Raw genomic sequence first — 25,190 nt, forward strand, 5'->3', positions numbered from 1 at the left:
AGAGACCCGTTCCCGCCCATTTTCATGGGCGGGCTCGATATTGGTTGGTCGAAACGATGCTTACCGAATACCTTTGGCCGAAAGTTCGACGACCTGCTTGGCCTTATCCTTGGTGATGAGGTTCGGCCCCGACGGAACATTGCCGCCCGGCATCAAGCCATATTTCGCATTGAGTGCGAGAAATGATACCGGCAGATAGCCTTGCAAAAACTGCTGCTGGTCGATGGCGAAATCCGCCTGTCCCTTTTCGACGGCTTCCAGGAAGCCAGCCGACATATCGAATGTCGCGACGTGAATTCCGCTGCGGCCGCTTTCGGCAGCAGCTTTCACGGCAGGCTCGCCCGCAAGTGTCGCATTGAGCGTCAAAATAGTGTCGACAGTGGCATCGGATGCCAGCGCAGCACGAACCTTGGCTTCGTTTTCGGCAGGATCGGTCGATGTCGGCAGAACCGTTACATCGCCAAAGCCTTCCTTGAAGCCCGCGCAGCGTTGATCAAGTGAGACGTTTCCGACTTCCTGATTGACGCAAATGCCTTTCTTTCCGCCAGCATCCTTCAATGCTTCACCGGCCACCTTGCCAGCATCGAATTCATCTTGGCCGACATGCAGCAAAGCCCCAAGCTTCTTCGAAGCGTCGGAGCCGGAGTTCATGGAAATCACAGGAATGCCCGCTGCAACAGCACGCTGGATCGACGGCCCAAGCGCATCGGCATCGGGAATGGAAACCACAATTCCCTGCGGCTTCTGGTTGATTGCAGCGTCGATAAGCTGCGCCATCTGCACCATGTCAAACGTTTCGGGTGCGCGGTAGTCGACCTTTGCGCCTGTATCCTTTGCCGCTTCTGCGACACCGTTCTTCACAACAGACCAGAACGGATCGGATGCCTGCCCGTGGCTGACAACGACGATATTAATATCGGCTGCATGCGCTGCGAAAGACGCAGCCAGCAAGGCCACCCCTGCTACTGCCGACTTCAATAGAGATTGCATGTTCACTCCTCCCTTGTCCGGCACTCCCCGCCGGTTTGCGTTAACGCTTTGCCTCCGTCCGCGGTATCCGGCGCTTCTCCAAGCGTTCGCCCGGCAACCCATGCAGATGTTGGGCTTACTCAATAGAATGAAACATTCATAACAAATTATCGTGGAATTATAATTCCATTTCTGTTAGCTCATGTCAATCGCATAAGCTGCCGACGATATGCTTATTTCGCAAAGGAGTTGCGCAGCGCCAATCGCCTCGACCACCGTTTCGGGAGGAATGACATGGCTGGTAGAACTGAACTTCTAACGGTCGGCCTGATCGGGTCTGGCTTCATGGGCAAGACGCACGCCCTTGCGCTCGCAAGCGTCAACCGGGTGTTCGACTTGCCGATTGAAGTCCAGCTTCACACCTTGGCCGATGTGAATGTGGAAATAGCAACAAAAGCCGCAAAACAACTGGGCTTTGCAAATGCTACCGGCGATTGGCGTACACTTATCTCAAACCCGGATATCAGTCTCATCGACATCACAACGCCAAACCGGTTTCACAAGGAAATGGCGCTCGCAGCTATTGAAGCAGGCAAACACGTCTATTGTGAAAAGCCGCTTGCGCCGACTGCTTCCGAGTGCATCGAGATGACGCTGGCAGCGGAACGGAGAGGCATCCAGACATCTGTCGGCTTCAACTATCTCAAAAACCCGATGATAAAACTGGCAAGGGAAATCATCGAAAGCGGTGAACTGGGCGAAATCCGCAATTTTCGCGGCATTCACGCTGAGGACTTCATGGCCGACGCCCGCATCCCCTGGACATGGAGGCTTGATCCGGCAGGCGGAGGTGGAGCACTGGCCGACATCGGCAGTCATATCATCGCTGCTGCGCGCTATCTCGTTGGACCGATCACAGCCGTCATGGGAGACGCCGTCACAGTCATCAACGAGCGTCCGGATAGTTTGAATCCTTCACAGACGAAATCCGTGGGGGTGGACGACATTTCGCGTGCTTTCATACGTTTCGGAAATGGAGCGACGGGCACACTCGAAGCAAGTTGGATCGCCAGCGGCCGCAAGATGCAGCACGATTTCGAGGTTTCCGGATCGAAAGGCTCGGTGTTCTTTTCACAGGAACGCTTCAATGAACTCGACCTGTTTCTCTTTTCCGACAAAAAGGGACAACAGGGCTTTCGCAAGATTTTTGCGGGACCTGAGCACGAACCCTATGGCGCTTTTTGCGTCGCGGGCGGGCACCAGATCGGCTTCAACGATCTCAAGACAATCGAGGTCCGCGACTTCCTGCTTGCCATCGTCGGACAGACGAACGATCACGCCGATTTTCGTGAAGGATATGAAGTTCAGAAGACGGTGGAAACGATCTACGCCTCATCCCGCGAGCGCCAATGGAAAAATATCTAGCCTACACGTGAGGTCGGATGGACGATGAAGTCGCCATCCACCGTCATAATCGTAGCCCGTATGCCATAGACAGCATGCAGCAGTTGCGGTGTCAGGACTTCCGTTGGCGCCCCGTCCGCAACGATATGCCCCTTGTCGAGCAGAATAAGGCGCGTGCAATGTTGTGCCGCAAGGCTCAGTTCATGCAATGAGGCAACAACAGTCCTCCCCTCTTTCGCAAGTTCGGCAAAACTTTCCATCAAACCAAGCTGGTGAGAAGGGTCGAGGCCTGCCACCGGCTCATCAGCGAATATCACCGGCGTATCCTGCGCCAGAACACGCGCGATCAGCACCCGCGCCCGCTCGCCACCGGAAAGCTTCATTGCGGACCTGTCCCTGAACTGGGAAACGTCCATGCGCTGCATTGCAGTCTCGATGAGCGCTGCGTCCTGCGCACTCATGTTTGCGAAGATCGGTTTCAATGAAGAACGGCCCAAAGAAACAAGCGTCTCCACTGAGACCGGCCACGCGACATCACGCTCCTGCGGCAGATATGCAAGCTTTTGTGCTTTTTCCGAAGCCGCCATTCGGCGCAAGTCATCTCCGTCGAGCGAAATTTCGCCACGGGACGCTACCAATCCCAGAATGGCGCGCAACAATGTCGTCTTTCCGGCGCCGTTGGGCCCGATCAGTCCGATGAATTCACCGCCATGAATATCGAAACTTGCATCGCTGAGCGCGGCCGTCCCACCGAGTGTGACGGAAAGATTTTTTACTGAAAGCGATGTCATACGAGCTGCCTCCGGTATTTGAAAACCAGCCACAGGAAGAATGGGGCGCCGATGATGGCCGTCAGGACACCCAATTTCAGCTCACGCCCCGGCATGACGACGCGCACTAATATGTCAGCCGCCAGCAAGAGAGCGGCCCCACCGAAGCCGCTTGCGACCAGCAATCGCGACGGACGCGCACCCACAAGCGGACGCAAGAGATGAGGAACCACCAACCCTACGAAACCGATTGCACCGGCAACAGCGGTCGAAGCTCCCACGCAGGCCGCAGTTCCCAGTACCGCAAAAAGCTGAACCCGAGCGAGATTGACGCCCATCGTGGCGGCAGCGTCTGCGCCCAGTGTCAAGCTATCCAGAGATCGTCCCAGTGCCACAAGCATTGTCCAGCCAATAAGGATAAACGGTGCGGACAGCGCCACATGCGTCATTGACCTATCTGCAAGTGATCCCAACATCCAGAAGACGATTTCCATTGCGGCAAACGGGTTGGGCGACAAGTTGAGCGCCAGCGCCGTCAATGCGCCAGCAAGGCTCGTCACCGCCACCCCTGCCAGAATGACGGCGAGCGCACCGGCATTGCGCCCTGCCAAAAGCTTGACGAAAAACACCGACGCGAAAGCGCCGGTCAGCGCAAGCAGTGGCAAAGCCAGCGGAAACAGAAGCGACAAACCGGTATAAATAGCAATAACCGCACCGCATGACGCGGATGCGCTCACACCAAGCAGGCCGGGCTCTGCAAGCGGGTTGCGGAGATACCCCTGGAGAGCAGCGCCCGATAATCCAAGCGAAGCTCCGATAAGAAGCGCGAGCAGTGCCCGAGGCAACCGGATTTCCCGCATGACCAGCACGATCATTTCGCTGTCGTCGCCGAAAAGTGCCTTGAAGCTATCAGAAATACTGATCACAGCAGGTCCCGTCAGCAACGAAACGATGAAAAGCAAAGCCACGAGCAAGGCCAGCCCGACCAGAAGAAGATAGAAGCGGCTACGCTCAGTCACGCGCGGCCTCCGCAAGTTCTGCCACAGCTTTTACGCTGAACGGTCCACCGCAAACCGTGAGATTGTCCGCTATCGTCACCGCCCTCGCCTGTTTTTCCAGCATCCGCAACGCCGGATGTTCGAAATTCTCGAACGCCAGCGCAGGCGCGCGGTCTCTGGAACTGCGCACCAGAATATCCGGCTTTTCAAGTAGAAGTTTTTCCAATGGCAACGGGGCAGAACCGCTGACGCCTGCCTTGTGGGCCAGATTATCAAGCCCGGCGAGACGCACAGCCTCATCGACCAGCGTTCCCCGACCGGATGTGTAGCTGTTGGCGTAATAAAGCGCGACCGTCTTGCGACGGACAGGCTGCTGGATAGCCGCCAAAGCAGCTTTCATCTTATCGATTTCCCGGCTGGCTTCCGCCTGTCTTCCGAGCAACTCGCCCATGCGACGCAGATGATCTTCTATATCGCCGAACGAACGGGCGGGCGCGAACTCTTCTACCCGGACGCCGAGCCTCCGCAACAGCCCAACCGTTGCTCTCGACGAGAACGTTCCCGCCAGCACGAGATCAGGTTTCATCAGGAAAACTTCTTCTGCCTGCGCATGGTTGACCGGCAACTGCCGGGCTTTCGCGGCCATGACGGATAGTTCCGGGTCCTGCGATAGATAGGAAACCGATTTAAGCTGCCCGTTCTCGGCCAACAGCAATGCAAGCTGATCGGTACATACATTGATGGAAACAACGCGCTGTGGAATACCCGTCGCCTCTGCTGAGTTTTGAACAAAAAGAGCTAGCCCTGCCGCGAGGCAGAGGCTTTTGGTCCAATTTGTGGATGCCCATTTCATTCTCTGTTCAGCCTCAGAAATTCCGGGTCAATCCGACATTGATAGTGCGTCCCGGCGCAATATATCCAGAGCTGGTCTGATAATCCTTGTCAAAGATATTCTCGACAGAGAATTTCAGCTGCGATTGTTTGTCGATGGAATAAAGTGCAACGAAATCAGCAGTCACATAGTCACCGAGTTTCTTGCTATTCGAGGCATCAGCATAACGCGAGCCGCCATAGTTCAGCCTTGCAGTCAGGTCGAGTTTTTCAATCGGCGTAAAATTGACCTCGGCCACAGCTTTGAAACGTTCGCGGTAGGGAAGATCCTTATCCGTATCCTCGTCTATGGGCTGTTTCAAATCGACCGAACCCTTGATACCCCAACGATCATCGAAACGGTGCGCCAGCGTGGCTTCGAAGCCCGTAACCTTCGCGCTGGCGACATTGTAAGGCAGATAGGATGGCGCGGTGCTCATGATCGCATCGCGCAACCATGTCTGGTAGAACGCCATATCGAAGCTTGTGGATGCTGTTGCCTGCCAGTTCAACCCAACTTCAAAGGAACGAGACTTTTCCGGTCGGAGATCAGGATTGGCGAAGCCCGGATAATAAAGTTCGTTGAAAGTCGGCGCCCTGAAGCCTGTGGCGTAGGACGACCGCAAAACAAGGTCGGGCAGAATTTCATAGCTCACACCAAGATTATAGGTCACGACATCGCCGAACTGCCCGTTATGATCATAACGAAGCCCGCCATCGAAACGCAGCGCCTCGTACTCCAGTGAGTACTGGCCGAATACTGCAGCCTGATTGCGGCTGGTTTGATCATAGGCGATGGTGGTGTTAATCTCCTCGCGATAGGCCTCCACGCCGGCGGTGACGATATGATTGACATTGCCGGTATCGAAACTCTTTTCGGTCGAGGCAAACACTCCATAACGCTTGGTTTCAAACCGGTCAGATCCGTTCACGTCTTTCCGGAAATTGCGACTGCTGTCGATACCGGTGCTAAACTCCACTGTAGATGACCAGTCCGCCGTATGATCGATGCGGGTTCCGATCTTGCCCGTAAATGCCGTGCTATCGGCCTGGTTCGGGGACGGCGCCTTCGCGTCGTACTGGTTGCGTCCACGGCTGAGGAGACCGTCCGCATAGATTTTGCCCCAGTCGAAATCTTTCGACAGTGCGAAATTGAAAGAGCCCTGTAGAAATCCATCGCGATCCGGCTCATGGCCATAGGCATCCGATGTGGTGAAGTCATATCCTTGCGTGCCGATTATGGCTGCGCCGAAAGCATAGTCGACACCGTCATTGCTGCGCCCCTGAACGGAACCGGAAGCATACCCGCCCCATGGATGGCTGACCCCGGTAGAAAGACTGCCGCACCAGGAGCGTTCGCCACAAGAGCCCCCCTGCTTGGTGATGATATTGATCACCCCGCCCATGGCATCGGCACCATATTGCGCCGAATGGGCACCCTTGGCGATCTCGACACGGTCAACGGAACTCAGAGGAATGTTTGCAAGTGCGGTGGCACCGCTCGTCGCCGACGCCGTGCGTACGCCGTTGATGAGAACAACCGTCTGCTTCGAGGACATGCCACGCATAAAAATATCCGATGATGAACCCTGCCCGCCATTCGTCTTGATGGAGATACCGCTATAGGATTTCAGCAGAGACTGCAGATCGGGGGCCGCTGATCGCTCGATGTCCGCTGAATCGATAACAGTCACCGACGAGGTCGAACGCTGCAGCGAAGACGCGCGGCGCAAAGGCGTCACCACGATTGTATCAAGGACGACGCTGCCGTCGCTGCCTGGCAATGCTTGAGCAAGTGACGCGGACGGCAACGCAAGAACGCTGGCCGAGACCAATAGAACCGATGATTTCAAAAGATGCATTTTTCCCTCAACCTGCCGGACCGGAGACCGATACCGGCTTTTCCTCGAACCGCAGGTTGAAGTGATATTGGCGCTAAACGCCCTTCGTCCCGACGGCAACATTTCAACAATGTCACCGCCACGGACAGCCGCGCCTGGACACACCCCGTATCCATGCATGGGTGACCAGATACGGCAGGTCTCCTGACTTCCGGGTCATCGCTTTTCCTCCGCCTTCCCGATTGCACGATAGCTCTCAGTGGCTTTCACCGCTTGCACGGCTGTGGAGGATAGCTCTCCGGTTACAGTTGCGGGGGCAGTCGCGGCATCGGCCTGAATGGCTTCACCGTGTTCCCTTTTCATCCGCCTGAACAGCGGAACCGTTTCCTGATGTTGCGATAGCAACATGGTTAAGGATTCGCAACTCCGACGAAGCGCAATCCGGGACAGAAAACTGAATCACATTGGCAAGGAATGGATTCAGCCTCCTGTTTTGAAAAGATTTTTCTATCGCAGGAATGCGCGGAAACGCTGGAGCGCGAAATAGAACAGCACCGAGCCGATGACGATAAGAGCCAGAAATTGCGGCCAGACGACACCAAGGCCTGCTCCGCGAAACAGGATCGACTGCGCCAATATGACGAAATGCGTATTCGGCGCTGCCAGCATGATTGTCTGGATGATCTCTGGCATGCTTTCGCGCGGCGTTGTCCCCCCAGAAAGCACTTGCAACGGCAGAAGCACCAGCATCAGCAACATTCCAAACTGAGGCATGGAACCAGCCGCCGTCGCCAGAAATATGCCGAGACTGGTGGTCGCGAAAAGCTGAAGCGCTGCACCAACCAGAAACAGCAATACCGACCCATAGATGGGAACGGCAAGCAGACCCTGAACTACAAACACCAATGCAAAGGCCGAAGCAGCCAGCACGACAAGCCCCATCGACCATATCTTGCTGACCATGATTTCGACCGGCGTTACCGGCATCACCAGCAGATGTTCTATGGTTCCGTGTTCACGCTCGCGAATAAGGGCCGCGCCCGTCAGGATAATCGACAGCATTGTGACGGATGAAATCACATTGTTGATCGCCCCGAACCACCCCTTGTTCAAATCCTGATTGAACCTCGCCCTGAGATTGAGTTCGACAGGCGTTTGTGCGCCGCCGCGATAGCGATTGAGAAATTCGTTCACCTCGCTCGTCACAATCGCCTGCACATAACCGCCACCGGTAAAGGCCTGGCTCATCCGCGTCGCGTCGACATTGAGCTGGATCGTCGGTGAACGCCCCGCCAGAAGGTCCCGCTGAAAATTCGGCGGGATGTTGAGCGCGAATGTATCCAGCCCTTCATCCATCCGCGCATCCATTTCATAGGATGAAATCAGCTGCGGAGGCACGAAATATGGCGGATAGAATGCTGTCGTGATCCGGCTCGAAACCGGTGACTGGTCCTCGTCGACAATCGCTATCGCCGCATTGTTGAGCGTTTCAGGCATCGCCTTCGATGCTGTATAGATTGCAAGCGTAAAGGCATAAACAATCAGGATCAGCAGCATCGGGTCGCGTGCGAGACCGCGCAGTTCCTTCACGCCAAGCTGGACTATGTTGGATATCCGCATCTCAGCCCGCCTGTTTCTTGAGGAGAACGATGGCGAGCGCCGTCAGTACCGGCACCGCTATGACTAACGGCAGAAACGAACTTGCGAGATCGGAAAATCCCAGTGCCTTGGAGAAAACCCCGCGCGAAATGGTCACGAAATGCGTTGCAGGATAGATTTTGCCTATGAACGCCCCAGCGCCTTGCAGCGACGACACAGGATCAATGATGCCGGAATATTGCACAGCCGGAATGAGTGTCAGCAAAGCCGTGCCGAAGATCGCTGCGATCTGGCTGCTCATGAAAGTCGACAGCACCAGCCCCATGCCGGTCGCGATCGTGACATAAAGCAATGCCGCCAGCGCATAGGTAGGGAAGCTGCCAGTGAACGGCACCCGGAAAATGAAAACCGCAAAGGCTGTCAACATCAGGAAATTGAGAAACGCCAGCCCGATATACGGCAATTGCTTGCCGAACAGAAACTCGAATTTCGTCACCGGCGTCACGTAGAAATTGATGATCGAACCCAGTTCTTTTTCCCGGACCACGCTTAGCACCGCCAGCATCGCTGGGATCATGAGCAGCAGAAGCGGAATGACCGCCGGCACCATGGCCACGAGGCTCTGCACATCGGGATTGTAACGATAGCGTATCTCCAGATTGAAACTGCCGACCGTCGCCGCGCGACCATAAAGTTCACGCGCTTTCTGCGTCAGCCAATTGGCATGCATACCCTGAACATAGCCTTTGATCGTCTCGGCACGGGCGGGCATAGCGCCGTCAATCCACGCAGCGATTTCCACCGGACGACCACGCGTGACATCTGCGCCGAAATTTGGCGGTATCTCGATGGCCAGGCTGATCTCCCCCTCGCGCATTCGCCGGTCGAGATCATCATAGTCGGTTATGGGAGATTGCTCGGAAAAATAGCGTGAACCTGCAATCTGCTGGACGTAATCGCGGCTGATCGTCGTATCGTCACGGTCGAGGACTGCAAATTTCAGATTCTCGACATCCATGTTGATGCCGTAGCCGATGACGAACATCAGGATAACGCTGCCGAGAATTGCGAGCGTTGCGCGGATGGGATCGCGCTTCAGTTCCAAAGCCTCGCGCTGCGTATAAGCCAGCATTCGCCGTAGGTTCGGCAACGAGCTTGAAGCATTCTTCGGACCTTGTTCACCTGTCTCTGCCGCTTGATCCGGCAGATCTGCAGGCAATTGCGCGGGCTGTTCTGCTTTGCCAATGGCATCCTGAAGATATGCGACGAATGCTTCTTCCAAAGTGGCGGCGCGGCGACTTTCGGTAATCGCCCTCGGCGTATCACTAATCAGCACCCTGCCCGCGTGCATCAGCGAAATGCGGTCGCAAAGCTCAGCTTCGTTCATGAAATGGGTAGAGACGAAGATGGTAACATTGTCCTTGCGCGACAGGTCTGCAAGGATTTGCCAGAATGCGTCACGCGCCACCGGGTCGACACCAGACGTCGGCTCATCGAGAATAAGGATATCGGGCGAATGGATCAAAGCCACAGCCAGTGAGAGCCGCTGGCGGATACCAAGCGGCAAAGCGTCGGGCAAGGAATCCATGACCTCTGTAAGATCAAAACGGTCGGTCAATTCCCTGATGCGGCGTTCAGTCAGGTCATGCGCCATCTCGAACAGCTTGGCGTGAAGCTCCAGATTCTGGCGAACGGTCAATTCCGAGTAAAGTGAAAACGCCTGTGACATATACCCGACGTGGCGGCGTATATCGATATCCTTCGGGTCGACCTCACGCCCGAAGAGCCGCGCTGTTCCCTCACTGGCAGGCAGCAGTCCGGTCAAGACCTTCATGGTCGTGGTCTTGCCGCAACCGTTGGAGCCCAGAAAGCCGAAGATTTCGCCACGCGGAATTCGAAAACTTACATCATTCACCGCAGTGAAATTGCCGAAACGAACAGTGACGTTTTGCGCCTCGATTGCGATTTCGGCATCGTCGCCGAATTCACGCTTTGGGATTTCGATGTCGTGATGCCCTTTCCGCAATTCTTCCGGCAGAAGCGCGATAAAGGCGGCATCGAGATTGGGAGTATTGGTACGCTGCAGCAATTCCTGCGGCGTACCCGTCGCCAGAATCTGCCCGTCATTCATGGCGACGAGCCAGTCAAAACGCTCGGCTTCTTCCATATAGGCAGTGGCAACGATGACGCTCATTCCCGGACGATCCCTGCGGATATCGTCGATCAATTCCCAGAACTGACGGCGGGACAGCGGATCGACACCAGTGGTTGGCTCATCGAGTATAAGCAGATCGGGGTCGTGGATCAGCGAGCAGCAGAGACTTGTCTTCTGCTTCATACCTCCGGAAAGTTTGCCCGCAGGACGATCCGCGAACGGAGACATGCCCGTACGACCCAGAAGATCGGCAATACGACGCTGACGCTCTTTCCGGTTATGTCCAAACAACCGTCCGAAAAAGTCGATATTTTCGAACACCGAAAGTGTCGGATAAAGATTCTTCCCAAGCCCCTGCGGCATGTAGGCGATGCGCGGATAAGCAGACTGGAGATGCCGCTTATCGGAAATATCACCACCCAGGACCTTGATCTGGCCCTGCTGCATCGTCCGGGCCCCGGCGATGAGCGATAAGAGGCTCGACTTGCCCACTCCATCAGGCCCGATCAGCCCGACCATGCAACCCGCAGGAATATCAAGGTCGATCTCCCGCAGCGCACGGGTTTTTCCGTAGGACAGTCCTACGTCTTGCGCCCGGACGACAAAGCCGTCGACATTGGCGTCAGCTTTGACAGAACTACCATTCATTTCACGGTTTCCGCGAGATGCTTCGGCCATTCGGCATTGGGATCAAGCTTGACATAGGCCATGCCCGGCAACCCCGTTTTTACCTGCTGAATATATTTTTGAAGCAGTTCCTGCGAAATCTTCGCCTTGACCCGGAACATCAGTTTCTGGCGCTCTTCCTCCGTTTCCACAGTCTTCGGTGTGAACTGGGCAACGTCGGCTACAAAACTTATCTTCGCAGGAATGACATATTGAGGTGCCGCATCGAGAACGATCCGGGCGTCAGCACCAATGGCGACCCGCCCCGCTTGAGCTGTCGGCAGAAAGAAGGTCATATAAACATCGCTGACATCCACAAGATTGAGCACCCGTCCACCCGCGGAAAGCACCTCACCCGGCTGGGCGACACGATACTGAACACGTCCTGGTTTCGGAGCTCTCAAGGTGGCGTCGTTGATATCTGCCTGGATGCTGGCAATTGCTGCCTTGGCGGCCTCCACCGATGCTTCTGCATCAATAACCTGCGCCTTTGCGGCGCCTATGGCTGCTTCCGTCGCAGCAAGCTGCGCTCTGGCCGCGCCGACGGCCGCTTCCGCACCCTGCGCGGTTGCGCGGTCATCATCGAGAACCTGTTGCGAAACTGTGCGCGATTGCGTCAACTGCTGGGATCGGGCCAGACGGCGTTGCGCAGCGTCCAGCTGCGCTTCGCGTTGCGCCACGGTCGCTTCCGCGGCAGTGTGCTCGGCTTCGCGTTGCGTGACAAGGCTGCGCGCCGTCTCGATGCCGATCTCGGCCCGTCGCAACTGCGCTTCCGCCTGTTTGAGCTGGCTTTCCAGCTGATCCGTGTCCATGCGTGCAAGGACGTCATTTGCCTGAACAAAATCGCCCTCATCCACGAGGATTTCACGGATACGTCCCGGACTCTTCGTCGAAATATCGATCTCAACCGCCTCGATACGGCCATTGCCCCGGGCTATACCTTCCGGCAATCCGTCGCCATTCAGCGCTTTCCAGGCATAATATCCGCCTGCTGCGAGGACGATAATCGCTCCAGCCAATATCCATTGCTTGCGGTTGAAAGCCATAACGAAACACCCTCATTGCCATCATCGTCACAATGCCGTCTTCAAACGAAGCATCGGCAAGCGGTCGCTGTCTGCAAGGGTTTTCGTTACCCCACCGCCCCGCCGCCGGTCTGAGCCGGAACCTTCTCGAGGGGATATGGAACTACCTTCTCATTTAGCAACCGGTGAATTGGGGGAAGCGATTCAGAATCGCAAACTCCCGGTTGGATCCGCTCTAGCCATGATCGCAATTGTTCGCTTTGATTAGGATCAAGAACAGCCAACATCGATGTGTTGGAGACGCGGGTGCTGATTTGCTGAAACAGAGGGGAGCAACGCCGACAGCACCCGCTGGCTGCCGACAGGCGACGTTGCAGAAAGATCGCGCTCATGCGCTCGACAGATTGATTTAGCCGGGGTGCCTTTCGAGTAGGGCCTCGGCACCCCGGGTCACCGACTCTGGTGGAAACCGGCAACGACGGCTAGTTAGCACCGGCTCAAACAAAGCTCTTTGATTTCAATCAAACAAGGGAGGATTCCGCAGACTATCGCCGTTTTTTTGCGGTTATTTTTTGCGTGGCCTGCATTTGCCCCACGTGTTCTTCAGATAGTTCGAAACGGCTGCCAGCTTCGGGTCGGAGAGAAACCCTTGACGAAATAGAATGCTTCCCTTCACTTCCGGCAGGGAATCGTTGAGCTCAAGCTGTCGTTTGATTTCTGTCACGCCATCCCCGGCCTGCCACCCGGGTTCAAGCGTCGTCCCGGAACCGGCCCGATAAAGTGCCAGACCAATATAGAGGTCGGTCTTCGTTTCGCGAACCGTCTCTGCCCACCATTTGGCAATCGTTCCGTAGGAAACTTCCTTCCGTCCGAAGGACCAGTAAATCTGCGGGGCGATATAGTCGATCATACCTTCCTTGACCCAGCGTCGCGTGTCGGCAAAATCACCGTCGTAGTTGGTTTTTCCGGCGCGGGTTGCAGAACCGCGCGGATCGTCAGCAGCATTGCGCCAGACGCCGCTCGGACTGATACCGAAGCGCACATTTGGTTTGATTGACTTTATCTTGTCTGAAATCTGTCGCACCAGCGTATGGGTATTGTAGCGACGCCATTCATATTTGCTCGAGAAATGCGTGCCGAACTGCTTGTAGGATTTATCGTCATCAAGTTTTGACGTCGCCGTTTCGTAGTAGAAATAATCATCGAACTGAACGCCATCGACATCATATTTCTGCACGACTTCTGCCGTCACATTCGTCACCCAATCGCGAACCGCCGGAATACCGGGATCAAGCACATAACGGTCGGCTGAAACGCCGATCCAATCCGGATGAGACTTGTAAACACTGATCGGAGACTCTTTCGAGGAATTTCGCAATTCCTTGCGGGTAGACGGCTTCGTATCCATCGAGACGCGATAAGGATTAAGCCATGCGTGCAGTTCAATGCCGCGCTTATGCGCTTCCTGAATGGCAAATTTCAAAGGGTCAAAGCCCGGATCTTTGCCGAGCGTTCCGGTGAGATAGGACGACCACGGCAAATAGGATGACTTGTAAAACGCATCGGCAGTCGGCGAAACCTGAAAAATCACCGCATTGATACCATGCTCGGATGCCTCATCGAAGAGCCTGACCAGTTCCTGTTTCTGGCGCTTTATGCGTTCGGCATCGTCCTCAATGCGGGAAGAACTGCGCGACGGCCAATCGAGATTGAGAACTGTCGCTATCCAGCTGGCATGAAATGCATCGCAATCGAGAGGCATGAAATCGTTCCGTCTAAACAACTTGTCAGGGAAGGGTTTGATATGGCTCTTTAACGCATTAGCTTAAAGATGGAAAAGCAACAGCGAGGGCAGCAGCATGTACAAGAATATTCTCGTAACCACCGACGGGTCAGAGTTTGCAGAGCGTGGACTCGTGCACGCCTTCAAGCTGGCGCATGCCGTCGGCGCGAAAGTTACCGTGCTGACTGTGACCGCTCCCTATTCCGTGTCCGGACTTCCGGGCGGCTGGACCGATAGCCCTGCCTTCATTGAGCGTTTCGAGCAGGAATGGAACGAATATGCCGATAAATCCCTCGCCCGCGCGCGCGAACTTGCAGAGGAAGCGGAAGTCGAAGTTCATACCCTGCATAAGGTCGCTACGCATCCAGCGACATCCATCATTGAGACAGCCAAGGAACTGCGCAATGATCTGATCGTCATGGCATCCCACGGTCGTCGTGGACTGAAAGGCATGCTTCTCGGCAGTCAGACCTATGAAGTCCTGACCCGCGGCGACACGCCGGTTCTAGTGGTAAAATAACACGGGATCGAGTCTGCCGGAAATTTCAGACCCTCGATTTCAGCCGGTCTGGTGACCTGTCGCACTTTCGATATCAACACGAAAAAAGACCGGAGCCAGCTTGCGTTCGTGTCCGTCCTTCGCAACCGTTTTGGTATATGCTGGTTCCCACCAGGTCGGCTCCGAGGCCATGAGCGCGACGATGGAGTTTTTCTCGTCTTCGCGTTCGATTTCCCGATATCGGCCATTCAGCACCACGGTGCGCCAGTTGGTCCGGGATTCAATATGATCGAAAATTATGCAAACCGCATCGTTCTTGCGCAAGGCTTCAGTCTTATGGCCCTCTGTCGTAAAACAATAAAGTGAACCGCCGCTGAACCTGAAACTCAGCGGCACGATATATGGGCGATCATCAAGAACATACGCCAGCCGCCCCAGTGGGGTGTGCTGTATCATGTCCCGGATATCGTATTCGGACATTTCCCTGATCATCATTAGCGCGCCTCTGCCGTTTGTTAGTTTCCGACAGGTTAACATAGGGCGGCGTTCCGGCTTTGACCGTAGTCAAATGGCAAGGCGCGGTAATTTTATCAGGCGAAAAGGCGCCCTTCCGCGATCTTCACTGCGGTTCCCCCGATCCGGGCGCCTGTAAGCTGCTGCTTGGCGACATCCAGTTCAAGGCGAATCCGTGATGGTCGCCCCATTTCCATCCCCTGCTCGATCCACCACTGCGAACTGCCATCAATCGGCTTGTCGTTCTTCTGGATCATGCCTGCAAAGGCAGCGACGGCGGAGCCGGTAGCAGGGTCCTCATAGACATTGGCGCCCGTTACAAACATGCGCGCATGGAAATTGCTGTCGAACAGAATCGTTTCCCGGCAATAGACATAGATTGGCAAGGGCCGGCCATCGACGTGCGGCAGGCTTTCGTTGACGTAAACCGGGTCAATGGACACTTTCGCCGCTGCTATCAGATTGTGAACAGGCACAAGCAGATATGGTGTGCCTGCACTCCAGACAGCAGGCACATGGTTCTCGAATCCAATCTCGTGAGTACCGAGACCGATCGCAGCGGCGGCCTCTTCTTTCTCCACCTTAACGTCCAGCCGTTCCGGCAGGCGAGGCAGATCGAACTCGGCGAATGCGCTGTTCTCGCCAAGTATGACGCCACAGCGAACAATGCCGACCTTCTCTTCCAAAGCCACGAGCCTGTCCGTCTCATCTCCCGTCTTGCGGCGTCGGGCGAGCGACACCGCCGCCCCCACTGTCGGGTGTCCGGCAAAGGGAAGCTCATAATCAGGCGTGAAGATACGCACCGCTGCTTCATGCGCCGGATTGCTCGGTGGGAAAATGAACACCGTTTCAGAAAGATTGAACTCGCGCGCGATGGCCTGCATACGCGTATCGTTCAAACCTCCGCTATCATGAACCACAGCCAGCGGATTTCCAGCCAGAGCCTTGTCGGCGAAAACGTCGAAAACCTCGTAAAATCTGCCGGAAACAGCGGCTTCACTCATCCCTCATTCTCCCCACGACGTACTCACAAGATAGACCGCAAAGGCGATTTCACTCCGATGCTTGATGCTTCGCGTTATCTGTGAGCATAGACAATTTCGCAGCGCTGTCATCTGCAAGTCTGACCAAGTTTTAGAGATTGTTGAAATGCCAGTCCGCGAAGGCTCGCACATAAGTCGGCGTGGCCTCGCCCATCGCTCCTGCTGCCTTCACCGGTATGATCTCCGACAGTTCCGGCTCGGCCTCCTCGGACAAGTGCTGTTCAATCCCCGACACCAGTTCCGCTGATGGCGCGTCAAAATAATAACGGCGGAAAAGCGCAATGCTGCGATTGCCGGTTACAAGATTGATTTGCTGCTCCGCTCTGGCGTCACGAAGATCAAGACCGGTTTCTTCCTGAACCTCTCGCCTGCGATTGGCATCATAGTCGACATACCCATCGACAATATCATTATCGTCAATGGAACCGGCTGGAAAATAAACCCTGCCTGCTCCCGCATTTTGCGCACTCATGCGTCCTGCAATCAAATGTCCCTCACTGGAGACGATCACTCCGATACCGAAAATATGCCATGGACGTTCTTGCGACACGTCACGCCGCCAATGCATCAGCGTCGCAAAACTGGTACGCTGGAAACCGGCTTTAAATTGGCCGCCTGTCAACTCAGCGTGCGGCGCCAAATAAAACTCACCGTCGAACAAGCTCGGATTCGCGGCCCGTTCTCTCGTCCAGTTCGACGCAATCGCCTCCCTGTTCTCCATTGCATACGGCAAGGGACCGGGCAGCACCCGCACATCGGCACGGTCGATAATATGAACGGTGTTTTCCCGGACGTGTTCCATCACTCAAACCATATTCAGTGTCACTGCAACCGGACAATGATCGCTTGCCTTCGGACGATCCCATCCGGTCCGGGGATAGCGGTCAACCTGCTGGTCAGGCGGAAAGATTGTGCGCCACGGCTGCCCACGCCGGATGATGTTCGGAACCGCCTCCTCGTTTTTCTTCGCAAATGAAGGCGAAGCCATGACGTAGTCAAGTTGGCAAAGATGGCGCTCTTGCGGCCCGCGCGTGTGATACAGCGTCCAGCGGTCCATGACGGGGCGACGTTCGACCAGATTGACTGCAAATCCATCTGCCAGAAGCAGGTCGAGCGCACTTTCCTCTTCGACCATTGGAGTGAACTGGTAGCCATTCCATTCATCTCCCCCTATGACGATCCGCTCACGATAGTCATTGAAATCACCGCAAATCAGCCAGCGGCGGTCAGCAACGTTGGCCGGTCCGAACTTGTCTTCGATGATACGGCGCACGGCTCGCGTTTCAGCGCGACGCACGGGCAAAGATGAAGTTCGCCCATCAAAGCCGTTACGCGCACCCGTCATTGATTTCAGATGCGTCACGAAAAGCGATAGCGGCTTTCCGGCAATGCGAATATCCACATTCAGGCAATCCCGCTTGAAGATGCGGTCATGAGGCTCAAGCCCGAGTTCGCCGAGGGCAGGCTCGTAAAGGCCGAAATCATTGTAGGTTACGTATGCATAGCTTGTAACCTCATCCACCTCGATGGGCTGACCGTCCCTTGTGGTGTCGCGCATCATAACGGCGACATCGATGCCCCGGCTGTCGTTTCCGTCGATCAGATATTTATGCCGGAAGCCATGGCCTATCATCTTGAAAAGATAGCCATACTCGAACGCATTGAGCGCAGCCAGATTGTCCACTTCCTGCAGGCAAAGAATGTCGGCGCGCGTTTCGGCGATAGCAAGAGCCGTCATCTGGCGTGTATCGTCGGCATGTGCAATGGCACGTGCCTGTTCGAGAAGGCGATACTGTGCCTCATCGCTGATTTCGAACAGTTGCAAGGTGCGATCCTGATGCAATTCATTGCGAAAGCCAGAAAAATCGAACCGGCGCATCAGGTTTTCAACATTGAAGGTAGCTATCGTAAACATGCCTGCGCAATCTCTCCGCTTGCCGGGCAATTGGCAAGAGGATGAATTCCGAAACCAATAAATTTCCGCTGAAACCGTGATTTGGACATAGAATATACCCATATACCGGGAGAACCGAAATTGAAGCGAGCCGAGACGATGGGAAAAATACTGCGCCTGATTATACTGACCGGGCTTTTTGTCGCCGGCATTGCGAGCGCGGGATCAGCCGTCGAACTGCGCAACAGCCAGTATCTTCCCTCACTAAAGCCGAGCGGCCCGCTGATTATCGGCGGTCAGGCTGGTGCCAACCGCACTGACCCGAGCGCCCGCAATTGCTACGGTTCAACGCTTTGCCGGGAAAGCGGAACCTATATTACAGAACATGGCGTGTTGAACTATAAAAATGGCGACGCACTGCAATACAGGCAGACCGTGCAGCCGCCGGCAGCGGGTGCACGACCCAGCAGCAATCATATCCAGTGGTGTTCAAACCGCTATCGCAGCTACAGGACGTCTGACAATACCTACCAGCCATTAGCCGGTCCGAGGACGGGCTGCAATTCGCCCTTCCAATAAGGAAAAAGCCGGGTCAGAGCCCGGCTTTTATTTTATACCTGCGGCTTAGGCAGCGGCAGATTTTGTGTGAGCGCGTATCAGGCGACCAAGCCGCTTGATACCTTCATCGATCATCTCGTCATTTGCGCACGAATAGCTGAGGCGTAGCGTGTTGGCTCCAGTGCCATCGGCAAAGAACGCTCTGCCCGGAACGAATGCAACTTTCTCGCTATCGATGGAAGCCGCAAGAAGTGCGGCGCCGTCCATACCTTCCGGCAGCGTGACCCAGACGAACATGCCGCCCTCTGGCTTCGTCCAGCTTGTGGTCTCCGGCATATACTTCGCCAGCGCCTCAAGCATCTTGTCGCGACGGTGCCTATAAACCTTATGCAGCTTCGCTACCTGAGCATCAAAGCCGCTGCTGGCAACGCGCTGAATGGCGATCTGGTTGATCGTGGAAGAATGAAGGTCCGCCGCCTGCTTCATCAGAACAAGCTTGCGAATAACCGGCTTCGACGCCACCACATAGCCCACACGCAGGCCCGGAGCCAGCGTCTTGGAGAAGGAACCGCAATAGATGGTACGGGTCTTCTCGATATCGCCGCCGTTACGGGCAATGTCGAGTGCCAGGATTGGCAAAATCGCATCGCCATTGTAGCGGAGATACTGGTAGGCAGCATCCTCGATCACCGGAATGTCGAGTTCATCCGCCTGCGCGAGCAGCTTCTCGCGGCCAGCAAGATCGACGGTTTCACCTGTCGGATTGCTAAAATCGGCAGACAGATAAGCGAATTTGACCTGACCGCCAGCCTTCTTTGCTGACTGAGCATAGGATTCCGGCGTACGGTTGCCCTTGATCGCCAGTATATCGTAATTCGGCTCATATGCGTTGAAAGCCTGAAGCGCGCCGAGATAAGTCGGAGCGGTCACGAGCGCCGTATCGGCAGGCGACAGGAACAGCTTGCCAAGATAGTCTAGCGCCTGCTGCGAACCCGATGTGATGAACACATTGTCTTCCGTGCAAGGAATGCCGATCTTGGCGAGCTCACCGACAAGCCACGTACGCAGCGGCTTGTAGCCTTCCGAAATGGAATATTGCAGCGCTGCATTGGCTTCTGTGCCGGTAAGAATATCCTTATAGGCCGCCTGGAATTCTTCGTGCGGGAAAAGAGCCGGATCAGGAATTCCGCCCGCAAACGAAATAATATCGGGACGTTCCAGAAGCTTCAGCAGTTCGCGGATTTCCGATGCGCGCATACGTTTCGAGCGCGTTGCAAATACATTTTCCCAGTCCAACACGGGAAATCTCCTCAATTAGACTATCCGTACATTTTACGGAATTTGTAATAGCGAAGTCTCCTCAAAACTTGGCTATTCGATGTGAAGCTCTAGCGCACTTTTGGGCAGACGAGAACAGCTTTTCCCATGCTTCTATGGAATAAAGATATTCGGAATTGTTTTAGGCCCTAAAGTGCATGAAACGAAAAACTGGTGCAGAATTTAAGTTCTTTTCGTTCGCGACGAACGCGCAAACCTTCTCAGACACCAACTATTAAGGGGGCGCATGAAACGCCCCCTCTATCGGCTAACGGAAGCTAAAGCTTCTTAGTTGCGAGCCTTGTCGACCAGCTTGTTCTTTTCAATCCACGGCATCATTGCGCGCAGCTTACCGCCGACTTCTTCGATCTGGTGAGCATCGTTCATGCGACGGATACCCTTGAAGCGAGCGCCGCCAGCCTTCCACTCCTGCATCCAGTCCGACGTGAACTTGCCCGTCTGGATGTCTTTCAGTACGCGCTTCATTTCAGCCTTGGTTTCGGCAGTGATGATGCGCGGACCGGTCACGTACTCGCCCCACTCGGCCGTATTCGAGATCGAGTAGTTCATGTTGGCGATGCCGCCTTCGTAGATCAGGTCCACGATCAGCTTCATTTCGTGCAGGCACTCGAAATAAGCCATTTCCGGCGCATAGCCAGCTTCGACCAGAACTTCAAAACCCGTGCGGATCAGTTCGACCACGCCGCCGCAAAGAACAGCCTGCTCACCGAACAGATCGGTTTCACACTCTTCCTTGAAGGTCGTTTCGATGACGCCCGAACGACCGCCACCGACGCCCGAAGCGTAGGAGAGAGCCAGATCATGCGCGTTGCCCGAGGCATCCTGGTGAATGGCGATGAGGCAAGGAACGCCGCCGCCCTTCTGGTATTCGCCGCGCACCGTATGGCCTGGACCTTTCGGTGCGATCATGACGACATCAACCGACTTCTTCGGCTCAATGAGGCCAAAATGCACGTTGAGGCCATGGGCAAAAGCGATTGCCGCGCCATCACGAAGATTGTCGTGAATGTGTTCCTTGTAGATGTCAGCCTGCAACTCGTCAGGCGTTGCCATCATCATGAGATCGGCCCACTTGGCGGCATCGGCAACGTTCATGACTTCAAAGCCATCAGCCTGAGCCTTTTTCGCGGTCGCAGAACCTTCACGAAGGGCCACGCGCACGTTAGTAGCACCGGAATCCTTGAGGTTCAGCGCATGGGCACGGCCCTGGCTGCCGTAACCGACGATAACCACCTTCTTCGACTTGATCAGGTTAACGTCTGCATCCCGATCGTAGTAAACGCGCATTTCCTTATTCCCTTCGTTGAGATTGTTCTTCGGCTTTCTTGCGTCCGCCGATGTGATTAGGCCCCATAGAGAGCAAAAAACTGCTTGGTGGCGCGCCGGCCATCCCGGATGACCACGTCGTCAGTCAGTTCCAGATGGTCGCCAAGAAGCAACCGTATTTGCATGTCCCGGACGACGAGCCCGAAAAACGTGCGAAATGCTTCGTCGATATCGTCAAAGGCCAGCAAACCTGCCTCCTGCCCCATATGCAGGATGGGCTTGAGGCGCTTGGCCATTGCCACAGGGCCATTGGCCAAAACGATATCACCCAATGCCGATTTGGCGGACGCTGCGTGACTCACAGCCAGCCGGTTCAGCGCAATCGAGGTTTTTCCCGAAAGCACCAGCAGCCAGTCGCGCGCGAAATGTTCCAGACTGGAAAACAGGGATTCCGCATCGAGCTTCTCACGCGTCAGCGGCACCACGCGAACCTTCGATGCCTGCCAGCGAACCATTGCCGTCAACAGACCATCGCGGTCACCAAACCATTTGTAGAGGCTTTCCTTCGAGCAGTTGGCGGCACGTGCGATACTTGCCGTCGTCAAAGCGCGGTCCCCGCCCTTCACTAGAAGGCGCAACGCCTGCTCCAGAACATCGTTCTGACGCGGCGAAAGAGTCTGCTGCTTTTGAGCCTGCAATTCGGCGCCTGTATCGGTCACGAAACCTTTCCTCCAACTTGTACCGTACGGTACGGTTCGTGATTTCATAATTATTGTTCCGCCACAGGTCAAGCATGTTTTCACAAATTGCGGAAACTCGCACTCCCAATTTCGGCCCGCTGAATGCACTAAAAAACGCCCTCCAGATATTGGGTCTGGAAAGCGTTTTTAGATTTTCGAGGCCGACGCAGATTGTCCCAGGCTAAAGGTTTACCTGCGTTCCAATCTCGACGACACGACCAGTGGGAATCTGGAAATACTCGGTCGCGTCCGACGCCGTTCGGGCAAGCAGGATAAACAACTTGTCCTGCCAGAGCGGCAAGCCGGAATGAGCCGACGCCTTGAGCGACCGGCGCGACAGGAAGAATGACGTTGTCATAATGTCGAATTTCCAGCCGAGCTTGCGACAGATGCCGAGCGCGCGCGGAATGTTTGGCTGCTGCATATAGCCGAAAGTGAGCGTCACCTGCATAAAGCGCTCGTTATATTGGGACACCCGCGCCCTGTCGGCGCTCGAAACCCATGGCTTCGAAGCGGTCACAACCGTCAAGATGACATTGTTTTCGTGCAGCACCTTGTAGTGTTTCAGGCTGTGCATGAGCGCCGTCGGAGCGCTTTTGGGATCGCCCGTCAGAAAAACGGCCGTGCCCGGCACGATGGTCGGCGGACGCTTGGTCATCTGCTGGACGATGAGATCAAGCGGAACTTCAGCCTTGCGGGTCTTATGAAAGAGATGCCGCGTTCCACGTACCCAGGTCCACATGATGAGGACGAGCACCACAGCGATGCCGATCGACGCCCAACCTCCTTCATGAACCTTGATGATGTTGGCGCTGAAAAACATGATGTCGATGACAAGGAAACCCAGAATAATCGGCAAGGCGCGGCTCACCCGCCAATGCCAGATACGAGTCATCACAATATAGAGCAGAACCGTCGTAACCAGCATATTGCCTGTGACGGCAATGCCATATGCTGCGGCGAGATTGCTGGACTTCTCGAAACCCAGTACCAGAATGACCACCGCCAGCCCCAAAAGCAGATTGACCCTTGGAATATAGATCTGGCCGTGCAGCTTTTCCGAGGTGTGCTGGATTTCCAGGCGCGGAAGAATATTGAGCTGAACCGCCTGACGCGCCACCGAATAAGCACCGGTAATAACCGCCTGGCTCGCTATCACGGTTGCAGCGGTGGCAAGCAAAACCATGGGCAGAAGCGCGAAGCTGGGCATCATTTGGAAGAACGGCAGAGCGGCCGCTTCACCGTGAGAAAGAATGAACGCAGCCTGCCCGAAATAGTTGAGCAGCAAACATGGAAATACGACCCAAAGCCAAGCACGAACAATTGGCTTGCGCCCAAAATGTCCCAGATCAGCGTAAAGGGCTTCAGCACCAGTCATCGCGAGGAACACGGCGCCAACCGTAATGAAGGCGATGCCCGGACTCACCGTCAGAAAGCGCACCGCATAATAGGGATTGAGCGCGACCATAACGGTGGGGTCATCGAAAATGTGCCATAGGCCCGATGCACCCAGCGCCAGAAACCACAACGCCATGATTGGTCCGAAGACAATGGCAACTTTTCCGGTACCGAGTTTCTGTACAGAAAACAGCGTCACAAGAATGACGACGGTTATGGGGACCACGAAAGGTGTCAGATCGGGAGCGACAATCTCGAGACCTTCCATTGCCGAAAGGACCGATATAGCGGGCGTGATCACCGCATCGCCGAAAAACAGCGCCGCGCCGCAGATGCCTACCCCCAGGATAAGGTCCGGCCTGCCTTTCAACGCACTTCTGACAAGGGCCATCAGCGAGAGAATACCGCCTTCACCGTTGTTGTCAGCGCGCAGAACAAACAGCACATACTTGACGGTCACAACCAGCGTCAGCGCCCAGAAAATCAGCGAGACCACGCCCAGAATGTCGCTGCGCGCAAGAATGCCGTCACTCGCCGCCGCATGAAGCGCTTCACGAAAAGCGTAAATAGGGCTGGTGCCGATGTCACCATAGACGACGCCGAGCGCTCCCAACACCAGCGTCTTCATGCTCTCATTATGCTGCGCGGCATCTTCAGCAAAGGCGGCGCCCTCAGGAACACCAACTGCAGGCACACCAGCCTGTGACGGCGTGTCATTGCCATTTAGCTCGCCGCTCATATGCAGGCACCTCGCAACTTCCTGAAAACGTTCTGGCTGGAGTTACTGGGATCGAATTGAGATAATGAGTGTATTCGCAAAAGGTTGCGAATTCCGGCATCGCTGCCAAGCCTTGCCCAAACCAGTTTCAATCATGGTCATGGCGTCGACTGAACGTAGCGATCTGCGTGACTGCAACAGTATTGCAATTGCCGCAGCGCGCAAAGCAGACGTTGGAGAACTGCTTCAATGCTTCCCTCATACGATCCCGCGCGTCCCTAGCGCATCTGAACAGTGGCGGACGCCTATAGCTTGTCACACCCGAATGCAAATGCGCTTTTTGCAAAGCTCCAATCCCAGCCATGCATAAAGCGCATTAATCCATATCTAGCCCAAGGCCGCGATATAGCGGCTTACCGTCGTCGGCATCCCATACATCAGGGCGTCGGCTGTCAATCCATGCCCAATGGAAACTTCGCTTAACTGAGGAACACGTTTAACCAGCGCAGGCAGGTTGTCTACTGTCAGATCGTGCCCCGCATTGATAGCCAGACCCAACGCTGTGGCAACATTTGCAGCCTTTTCCAGACGGTCCAGTTCACGCGCTGCCGCAGCCGGGTCATCATAGGTAGCGCCATAGGGGCCAGTATAGAGCTCCACCCGATCCGCCCCGATAGCCTTTGCGCGTTCATACCCCAGCGGATCAGGATCGGCAAACAACGACACCCTCATTCCACCTGCTTTCAGGCGGGCTACTATCGGCGCCAGGAAATCAGACGTGGACACGAAATCCCATCCGTGATCAGACGTCGCCTGTGTCGGATCATCGGGCACAAGCGTCACCTGTTCCGGTTGGTGCTTTTCAACGAGATCGAGAAATGCCTCGCTTGGAAAGCCTTCGATGTTGAACTCAGCCTGCGGAAACTCGTCATCGATCAAAGCGCGTATTTCACCCAGATCGGAAAACCGAATGTGACGCTGGTCCGGACGCGGATGTACCGTCAAACCGGCAGCCCCCGCAGCGAGCGCGGCGCGGCCCAGACTCGTAACGCTTGGCCATGGTAAATCGCGCCGGTTTCGCAGCATCGCAACAGCGTTGAGATTGACCGATAATTTCGCAGGCATTGGAGACTCCCGGATGAA

General features: G+C 55.4%; 21 protein-coding genes and 1 riboswitch. Of the genes, 3 read left to right on the top strand and 18 right to left on the bottom strand.

The features are described 5' to 3' along the window. Positions 1 to 60 precede the first annotated feature (60 nt). Entirely contained in the window at positions 61 to 990 is a 930-nt protein-coding gene (locus tag J9800_RS08295) for a sugar ABC transporter substrate-binding protein (RefSeq protein WP_114216755.1), read from the bottom strand. A 273-nt stretch (positions 991 to 1,263) separates the two neighbouring features. On the opposite strand from J9800_RS08295, the gene J9800_RS08300 reads away from it, so the two are divergent. Beyond that, entirely contained in the window at positions 1,264 to 2,394 is a 1,131-nt protein-coding gene (locus tag J9800_RS08300) for a Gfo/Idh/MocA family protein (RefSeq protein WP_114216756.1), read from the top strand. On the opposite strand, the gene J9800_RS08305 is transcribed toward J9800_RS08300, so the two are convergent. The 8 genes from J9800_RS08305 to J9800_RS08340 all read right to left on the bottom strand — a co-directional run bounded on the left by J9800_RS08305 (position 2,391) and on the right by J9800_RS08340 (position 14,059). Continuing rightward, positions 2,391 to 3,164 (bottom strand): ABC transporter ATP-binding protein, encoded by a 774-nt coding sequence (locus J9800_RS08305; protein WP_114216757.1) that lies wholly within the window; start codon positions 3,162 to 3,164, stop codon positions 2,391 to 2,393. The two genes, J9800_RS08300 and J9800_RS08305, sit on opposite strands and share 4 nt — an antisense overlap. Next, positions 3,161 to 4,162: a FecCD family ABC transporter permease gene (locus J9800_RS08310; protein ID WP_114216758.1), complete on the bottom strand. Its 1,002-nt coding sequence runs from the start codon at positions 4,160 to 4,162 to the stop codon at positions 3,161 to 3,163. Before J9800_RS08310 ends, J9800_RS08305 begins: the two co-directional genes overlap by 4 nt. After that, entirely contained in the window at positions 4,155 to 4,994 is an 840-nt protein-coding gene (locus tag J9800_RS08315) for an ABC transporter substrate-binding protein (protein ID WP_114216759.1), read from the bottom strand. Before J9800_RS08315 ends, J9800_RS08310 begins: the two co-directional genes overlap by 8 nt. A gap of 13 nt (positions 4,995 to 5,007) precedes the next feature. Continuing rightward, the gene (locus J9800_RS08320; protein WP_114216760.1) at positions 5,008 to 6,873 is read right to left on the bottom strand and encodes a TonB-dependent receptor domain-containing protein; all 1,866 of its coding nucleotides are present in this window, start codon (positions 6,871 to 6,873) and stop codon (positions 5,008 to 5,010) included. Positions 6,874 to 7,029: 156 nt separating this feature from the next. Further along, positions 7,030 to 7,252, bottom strand: a riboswitch (cobalamin riboswitch). Positions 7,253 to 7,359: 107 nt separating this feature from the next. Further along, the gene (locus J9800_RS08325) at positions 7,360 to 8,472 is read right to left on the bottom strand and encodes an ABC transporter permease (protein ID WP_114216761.1); all 1,113 of its coding nucleotides are present in this window, start codon (positions 8,470 to 8,472) and stop codon (positions 7,360 to 7,362) included. A 1-nt stretch (position 8,473) separates the two neighbouring features. Then, a complete protein-coding gene (gene rbbA, locus J9800_RS08330; RefSeq protein WP_114216762.1) occupies positions 8,474 to 11,254 on the bottom strand; it encodes a ribosome-associated ATPase/putative transporter RbbA in 2,781 nt (926 codons plus the stop codon). Beyond that, positions 11,251 to 12,318, bottom strand: coding sequence for an HlyD family secretion protein (locus J9800_RS08335; protein ID WP_114216763.1), 1,068 nt, complete (start codon positions 12,316 to 12,318; stop codon positions 11,251 to 11,253). The genes rbbA and J9800_RS08335 overlap by 4 nt, the downstream gene beginning before the upstream one ends. A 544-nt stretch (positions 12,319 to 12,862) precedes the next feature. Continuing rightward, a complete protein-coding gene (locus tag J9800_RS08340; protein ID WP_114216764.1) occupies positions 12,863 to 14,059 on the bottom strand; it encodes a glycoside hydrolase family 10-like protein in 1,197 nt (398 codons plus the stop codon). A gap of 97 nt (positions 14,060 to 14,156) precedes the next feature. Between J9800_RS08340 and J9800_RS08345 the strand changes: the two genes are divergently transcribed. Then, positions 14,157 to 14,600: a universal stress protein gene (locus J9800_RS08345; RefSeq protein ID WP_114216765.1), complete on the top strand. Its 444-nt coding sequence runs from the start codon at positions 14,157 to 14,159 to the stop codon at positions 14,598 to 14,600. 39 nt (positions 14,601 to 14,639) lie between these two features. Here the strand turns inward: J9800_RS08345 and J9800_RS08350 are convergent, their stop codons facing one another. The 4 genes from J9800_RS08350 to J9800_RS08365 form a co-directional block, all read right to left on the bottom strand. After that, positions 14,640 to 15,074, bottom strand: coding sequence for a pyridoxamine 5'-phosphate oxidase family protein (locus tag J9800_RS08350; RefSeq protein WP_112592494.1), 435 nt, complete (start codon positions 15,072 to 15,074; stop codon positions 14,640 to 14,642). Positions 15,075 to 15,169: 95 nt separating this feature from the next. Then, positions 15,170 to 16,096 carry a PhzF family phenazine biosynthesis protein gene (locus J9800_RS08355; protein ID WP_114216766.1) on the bottom strand — a complete coding sequence of 309 codons (927 nt, stop codon included), beginning with the start codon at positions 16,094 to 16,096 and terminating at the stop codon, positions 15,170 to 15,172. A 130-nt stretch (positions 16,097 to 16,226) separates the two neighbouring features. Next, positions 16,227 to 16,937, bottom strand: coding sequence for an NUDIX hydrolase (locus J9800_RS08360; RefSeq protein ID WP_114216767.1), 711 nt, complete (start codon positions 16,935 to 16,937; stop codon positions 16,227 to 16,229). A 3-nt stretch (positions 16,938 to 16,940) separates the two neighbouring features. After that, on the bottom strand, positions 16,941 to 18,050 hold the full coding sequence (locus tag J9800_RS08365) for an endonuclease/exonuclease/phosphatase family protein (RefSeq protein ID WP_114216768.1): 1,110 nt from the start codon (positions 18,048 to 18,050) through the stop codon (positions 16,941 to 16,943). Between the two features lie 138 nt (positions 18,051 to 18,188). On the opposite strand from J9800_RS08365, the gene J9800_RS08370 reads away from it, so the two are divergent. Then, the gene (locus J9800_RS08370; RefSeq protein WP_114216769.1) at positions 18,189 to 18,608 is read left to right on the top strand and encodes a BA14K family protein; all 420 of its coding nucleotides are present in this window, start codon (positions 18,189 to 18,191) and stop codon (positions 18,606 to 18,608) included. Between the two features lie 45 nt (positions 18,609 to 18,653). On the opposite strand, the gene J9800_RS08375 is transcribed toward J9800_RS08370, so the two are convergent. The 5 genes from J9800_RS08375 to J9800_RS08395 all read right to left on the bottom strand — a co-directional run bounded on the left by J9800_RS08375 (position 18,654) and on the right by J9800_RS08395 (position 25,172). Then, the gene (locus tag J9800_RS08375; protein WP_114216770.1) at positions 18,654 to 19,886 is read right to left on the bottom strand and encodes an aminotransferase-like domain-containing protein; all 1,233 of its coding nucleotides are present in this window, start codon (positions 19,884 to 19,886) and stop codon (positions 18,654 to 18,656) included. 306 nt (positions 19,887 to 20,192) lie between these two features. Continuing rightward, on the bottom strand, positions 20,193 to 21,212 hold the full coding sequence (ilvC, locus tag J9800_RS08380; protein ID WP_114216771.1) for a ketol-acid reductoisomerase: 1,020 nt from the start codon (positions 21,210 to 21,212) through the stop codon (positions 20,193 to 20,195). Positions 21,213 to 21,268: 56 nt separating this feature from the next. Beyond that, positions 21,269 to 21,910, bottom strand: a complete 642-nt coding sequence (locus tag J9800_RS08385; protein ID WP_114216772.1) for a TetR/AcrR family transcriptional regulator — start codon at positions 21,908 to 21,910, stop codon at positions 21,269 to 21,271. Between the two features lie 202 nt (positions 21,911 to 22,112). After that, entirely contained in the window at positions 22,113 to 24,068 is a 1,956-nt protein-coding gene (locus J9800_RS08390; protein WP_112592506.1) for a potassium transporter Kup, read from the bottom strand. 366 nt (positions 24,069 to 24,434) lie between these two features. Then, entirely contained in the window at positions 24,435 to 25,172 is a 738-nt protein-coding gene (locus J9800_RS08395; protein WP_114216773.1) for a pyridoxine 5'-phosphate synthase, read from the bottom strand. Positions 25,173 to 25,190: the final 18 nt, after the last annotated feature.

The sequence above is a fragment of the Ochrobactrum sp. AP1BH01-1 genome (genome assembly GCF_018066705.1).
GTDB lineage: Bacteria > Pseudomonadota > Alphaproteobacteria > Rhizobiales > Rhizobiaceae > Brucella.

Excerpts from the sequence above, each read along its gene's own strand:
- J9800_RS08295 (WP_114216755.1), bottom strand. The coding sequence starts at position 990 with ATGCAATCTCTATTGAAGTCGGCAGTAGCAGGGGTGGCCTTGCTGGCT.
- J9800_RS08300 (WP_114216756.1), top strand. The coding sequence starts at position 1,264 with ATGGCTGGTAGAACTGAACTTCTAACGGTCGGCCTGATCGGGTCTGGC.
- J9800_RS08305 (WP_114216757.1), bottom strand. The coding sequence starts at position 3,164 with ATGACATCGCTTTCAGTAAAAAATCTTTCCGTCACACTCGGTGGGACG.
- J9800_RS08315 (WP_114216759.1), bottom strand. The coding sequence starts at position 4,994 with ATGAAATGGGCATCCACAAATTGGACCAAAAGCCTCTGCCTCGCGGCA.
- J9800_RS08320 (WP_114216760.1), bottom strand. The coding sequence starts at position 6,873 with ATGCATCTTTTGAAATCATCGGTTCTATTGGTCTCGGCCAGCGTTCTT.
- J9800_RS08325 (WP_114216761.1), bottom strand. The coding sequence starts at position 8,472 with ATGCGGATATCCAACATAGTCCAGCTTGGCGTGAAGGAACTGCGCGGT.
- rbbA (WP_114216762.1), bottom strand. The coding sequence starts at position 11,254 with ATGAATGGTAGTTCTGTCAAAGCTGACGCCAATGTCGACGGCTTTGTC.
- J9800_RS08335 (WP_114216763.1), bottom strand. The coding sequence starts at position 12,318 with ATGGCTTTCAACCGCAAGCAATGGATATTGGCTGGAGCGATTATCGTC.
- J9800_RS08340 (WP_114216764.1), bottom strand. The coding sequence starts at position 14,059 with ATGCCTCTCGATTGCGATGCATTTCATGCCAGCTGGATAGCGACAGTT.
- J9800_RS08345 (WP_114216765.1), top strand. The coding sequence starts at position 14,157 with ATGTACAAGAATATTCTCGTAACCACCGACGGGTCAGAGTTTGCAGAG.
- J9800_RS08350 (WP_112592494.1), bottom strand. The coding sequence starts at position 15,074 with ATGATGATCAGGGAAATGTCCGAATACGATATCCGGGACATGATACAG.
- J9800_RS08355 (WP_114216766.1), bottom strand. The coding sequence starts at position 16,096 with ATGAGTGAAGCCGCTGTTTCCGGCAGATTTTACGAGGTTTTCGACGTT.
- J9800_RS08360 (WP_114216767.1), bottom strand. The coding sequence starts at position 16,937 with ATGGAACACGTCCGGGAAAACACCGTTCATATTATCGACCGTGCCGAT.
- J9800_RS08365 (WP_114216768.1), bottom strand. The coding sequence starts at position 18,050 with ATGTTTACGATAGCTACCTTCAATGTTGAAAACCTGATGCGCCGGTTC.
- J9800_RS08370 (WP_114216769.1), top strand. The coding sequence starts at position 18,189 with ATGGGAAAAATACTGCGCCTGATTATACTGACCGGGCTTTTTGTCGCC.
- ilvC (WP_114216771.1), bottom strand. The coding sequence starts at position 21,212 with ATGCGCGTTTACTACGATCGGGATGCAGACGTTAACCTGATCAAGTCG.
- J9800_RS08390 (WP_112592506.1), bottom strand. The coding sequence starts at position 24,068 with ATGAGCGGCGAGCTAAATGGCAATGACACGCCGTCACAGGCTGGTGTG.
- J9800_RS08395 (WP_114216773.1), bottom strand. The coding sequence starts at position 25,172 with ATGCCTGCGAAATTATCGGTCAATCTCAACGCTGTTGCGATGCTGCGA.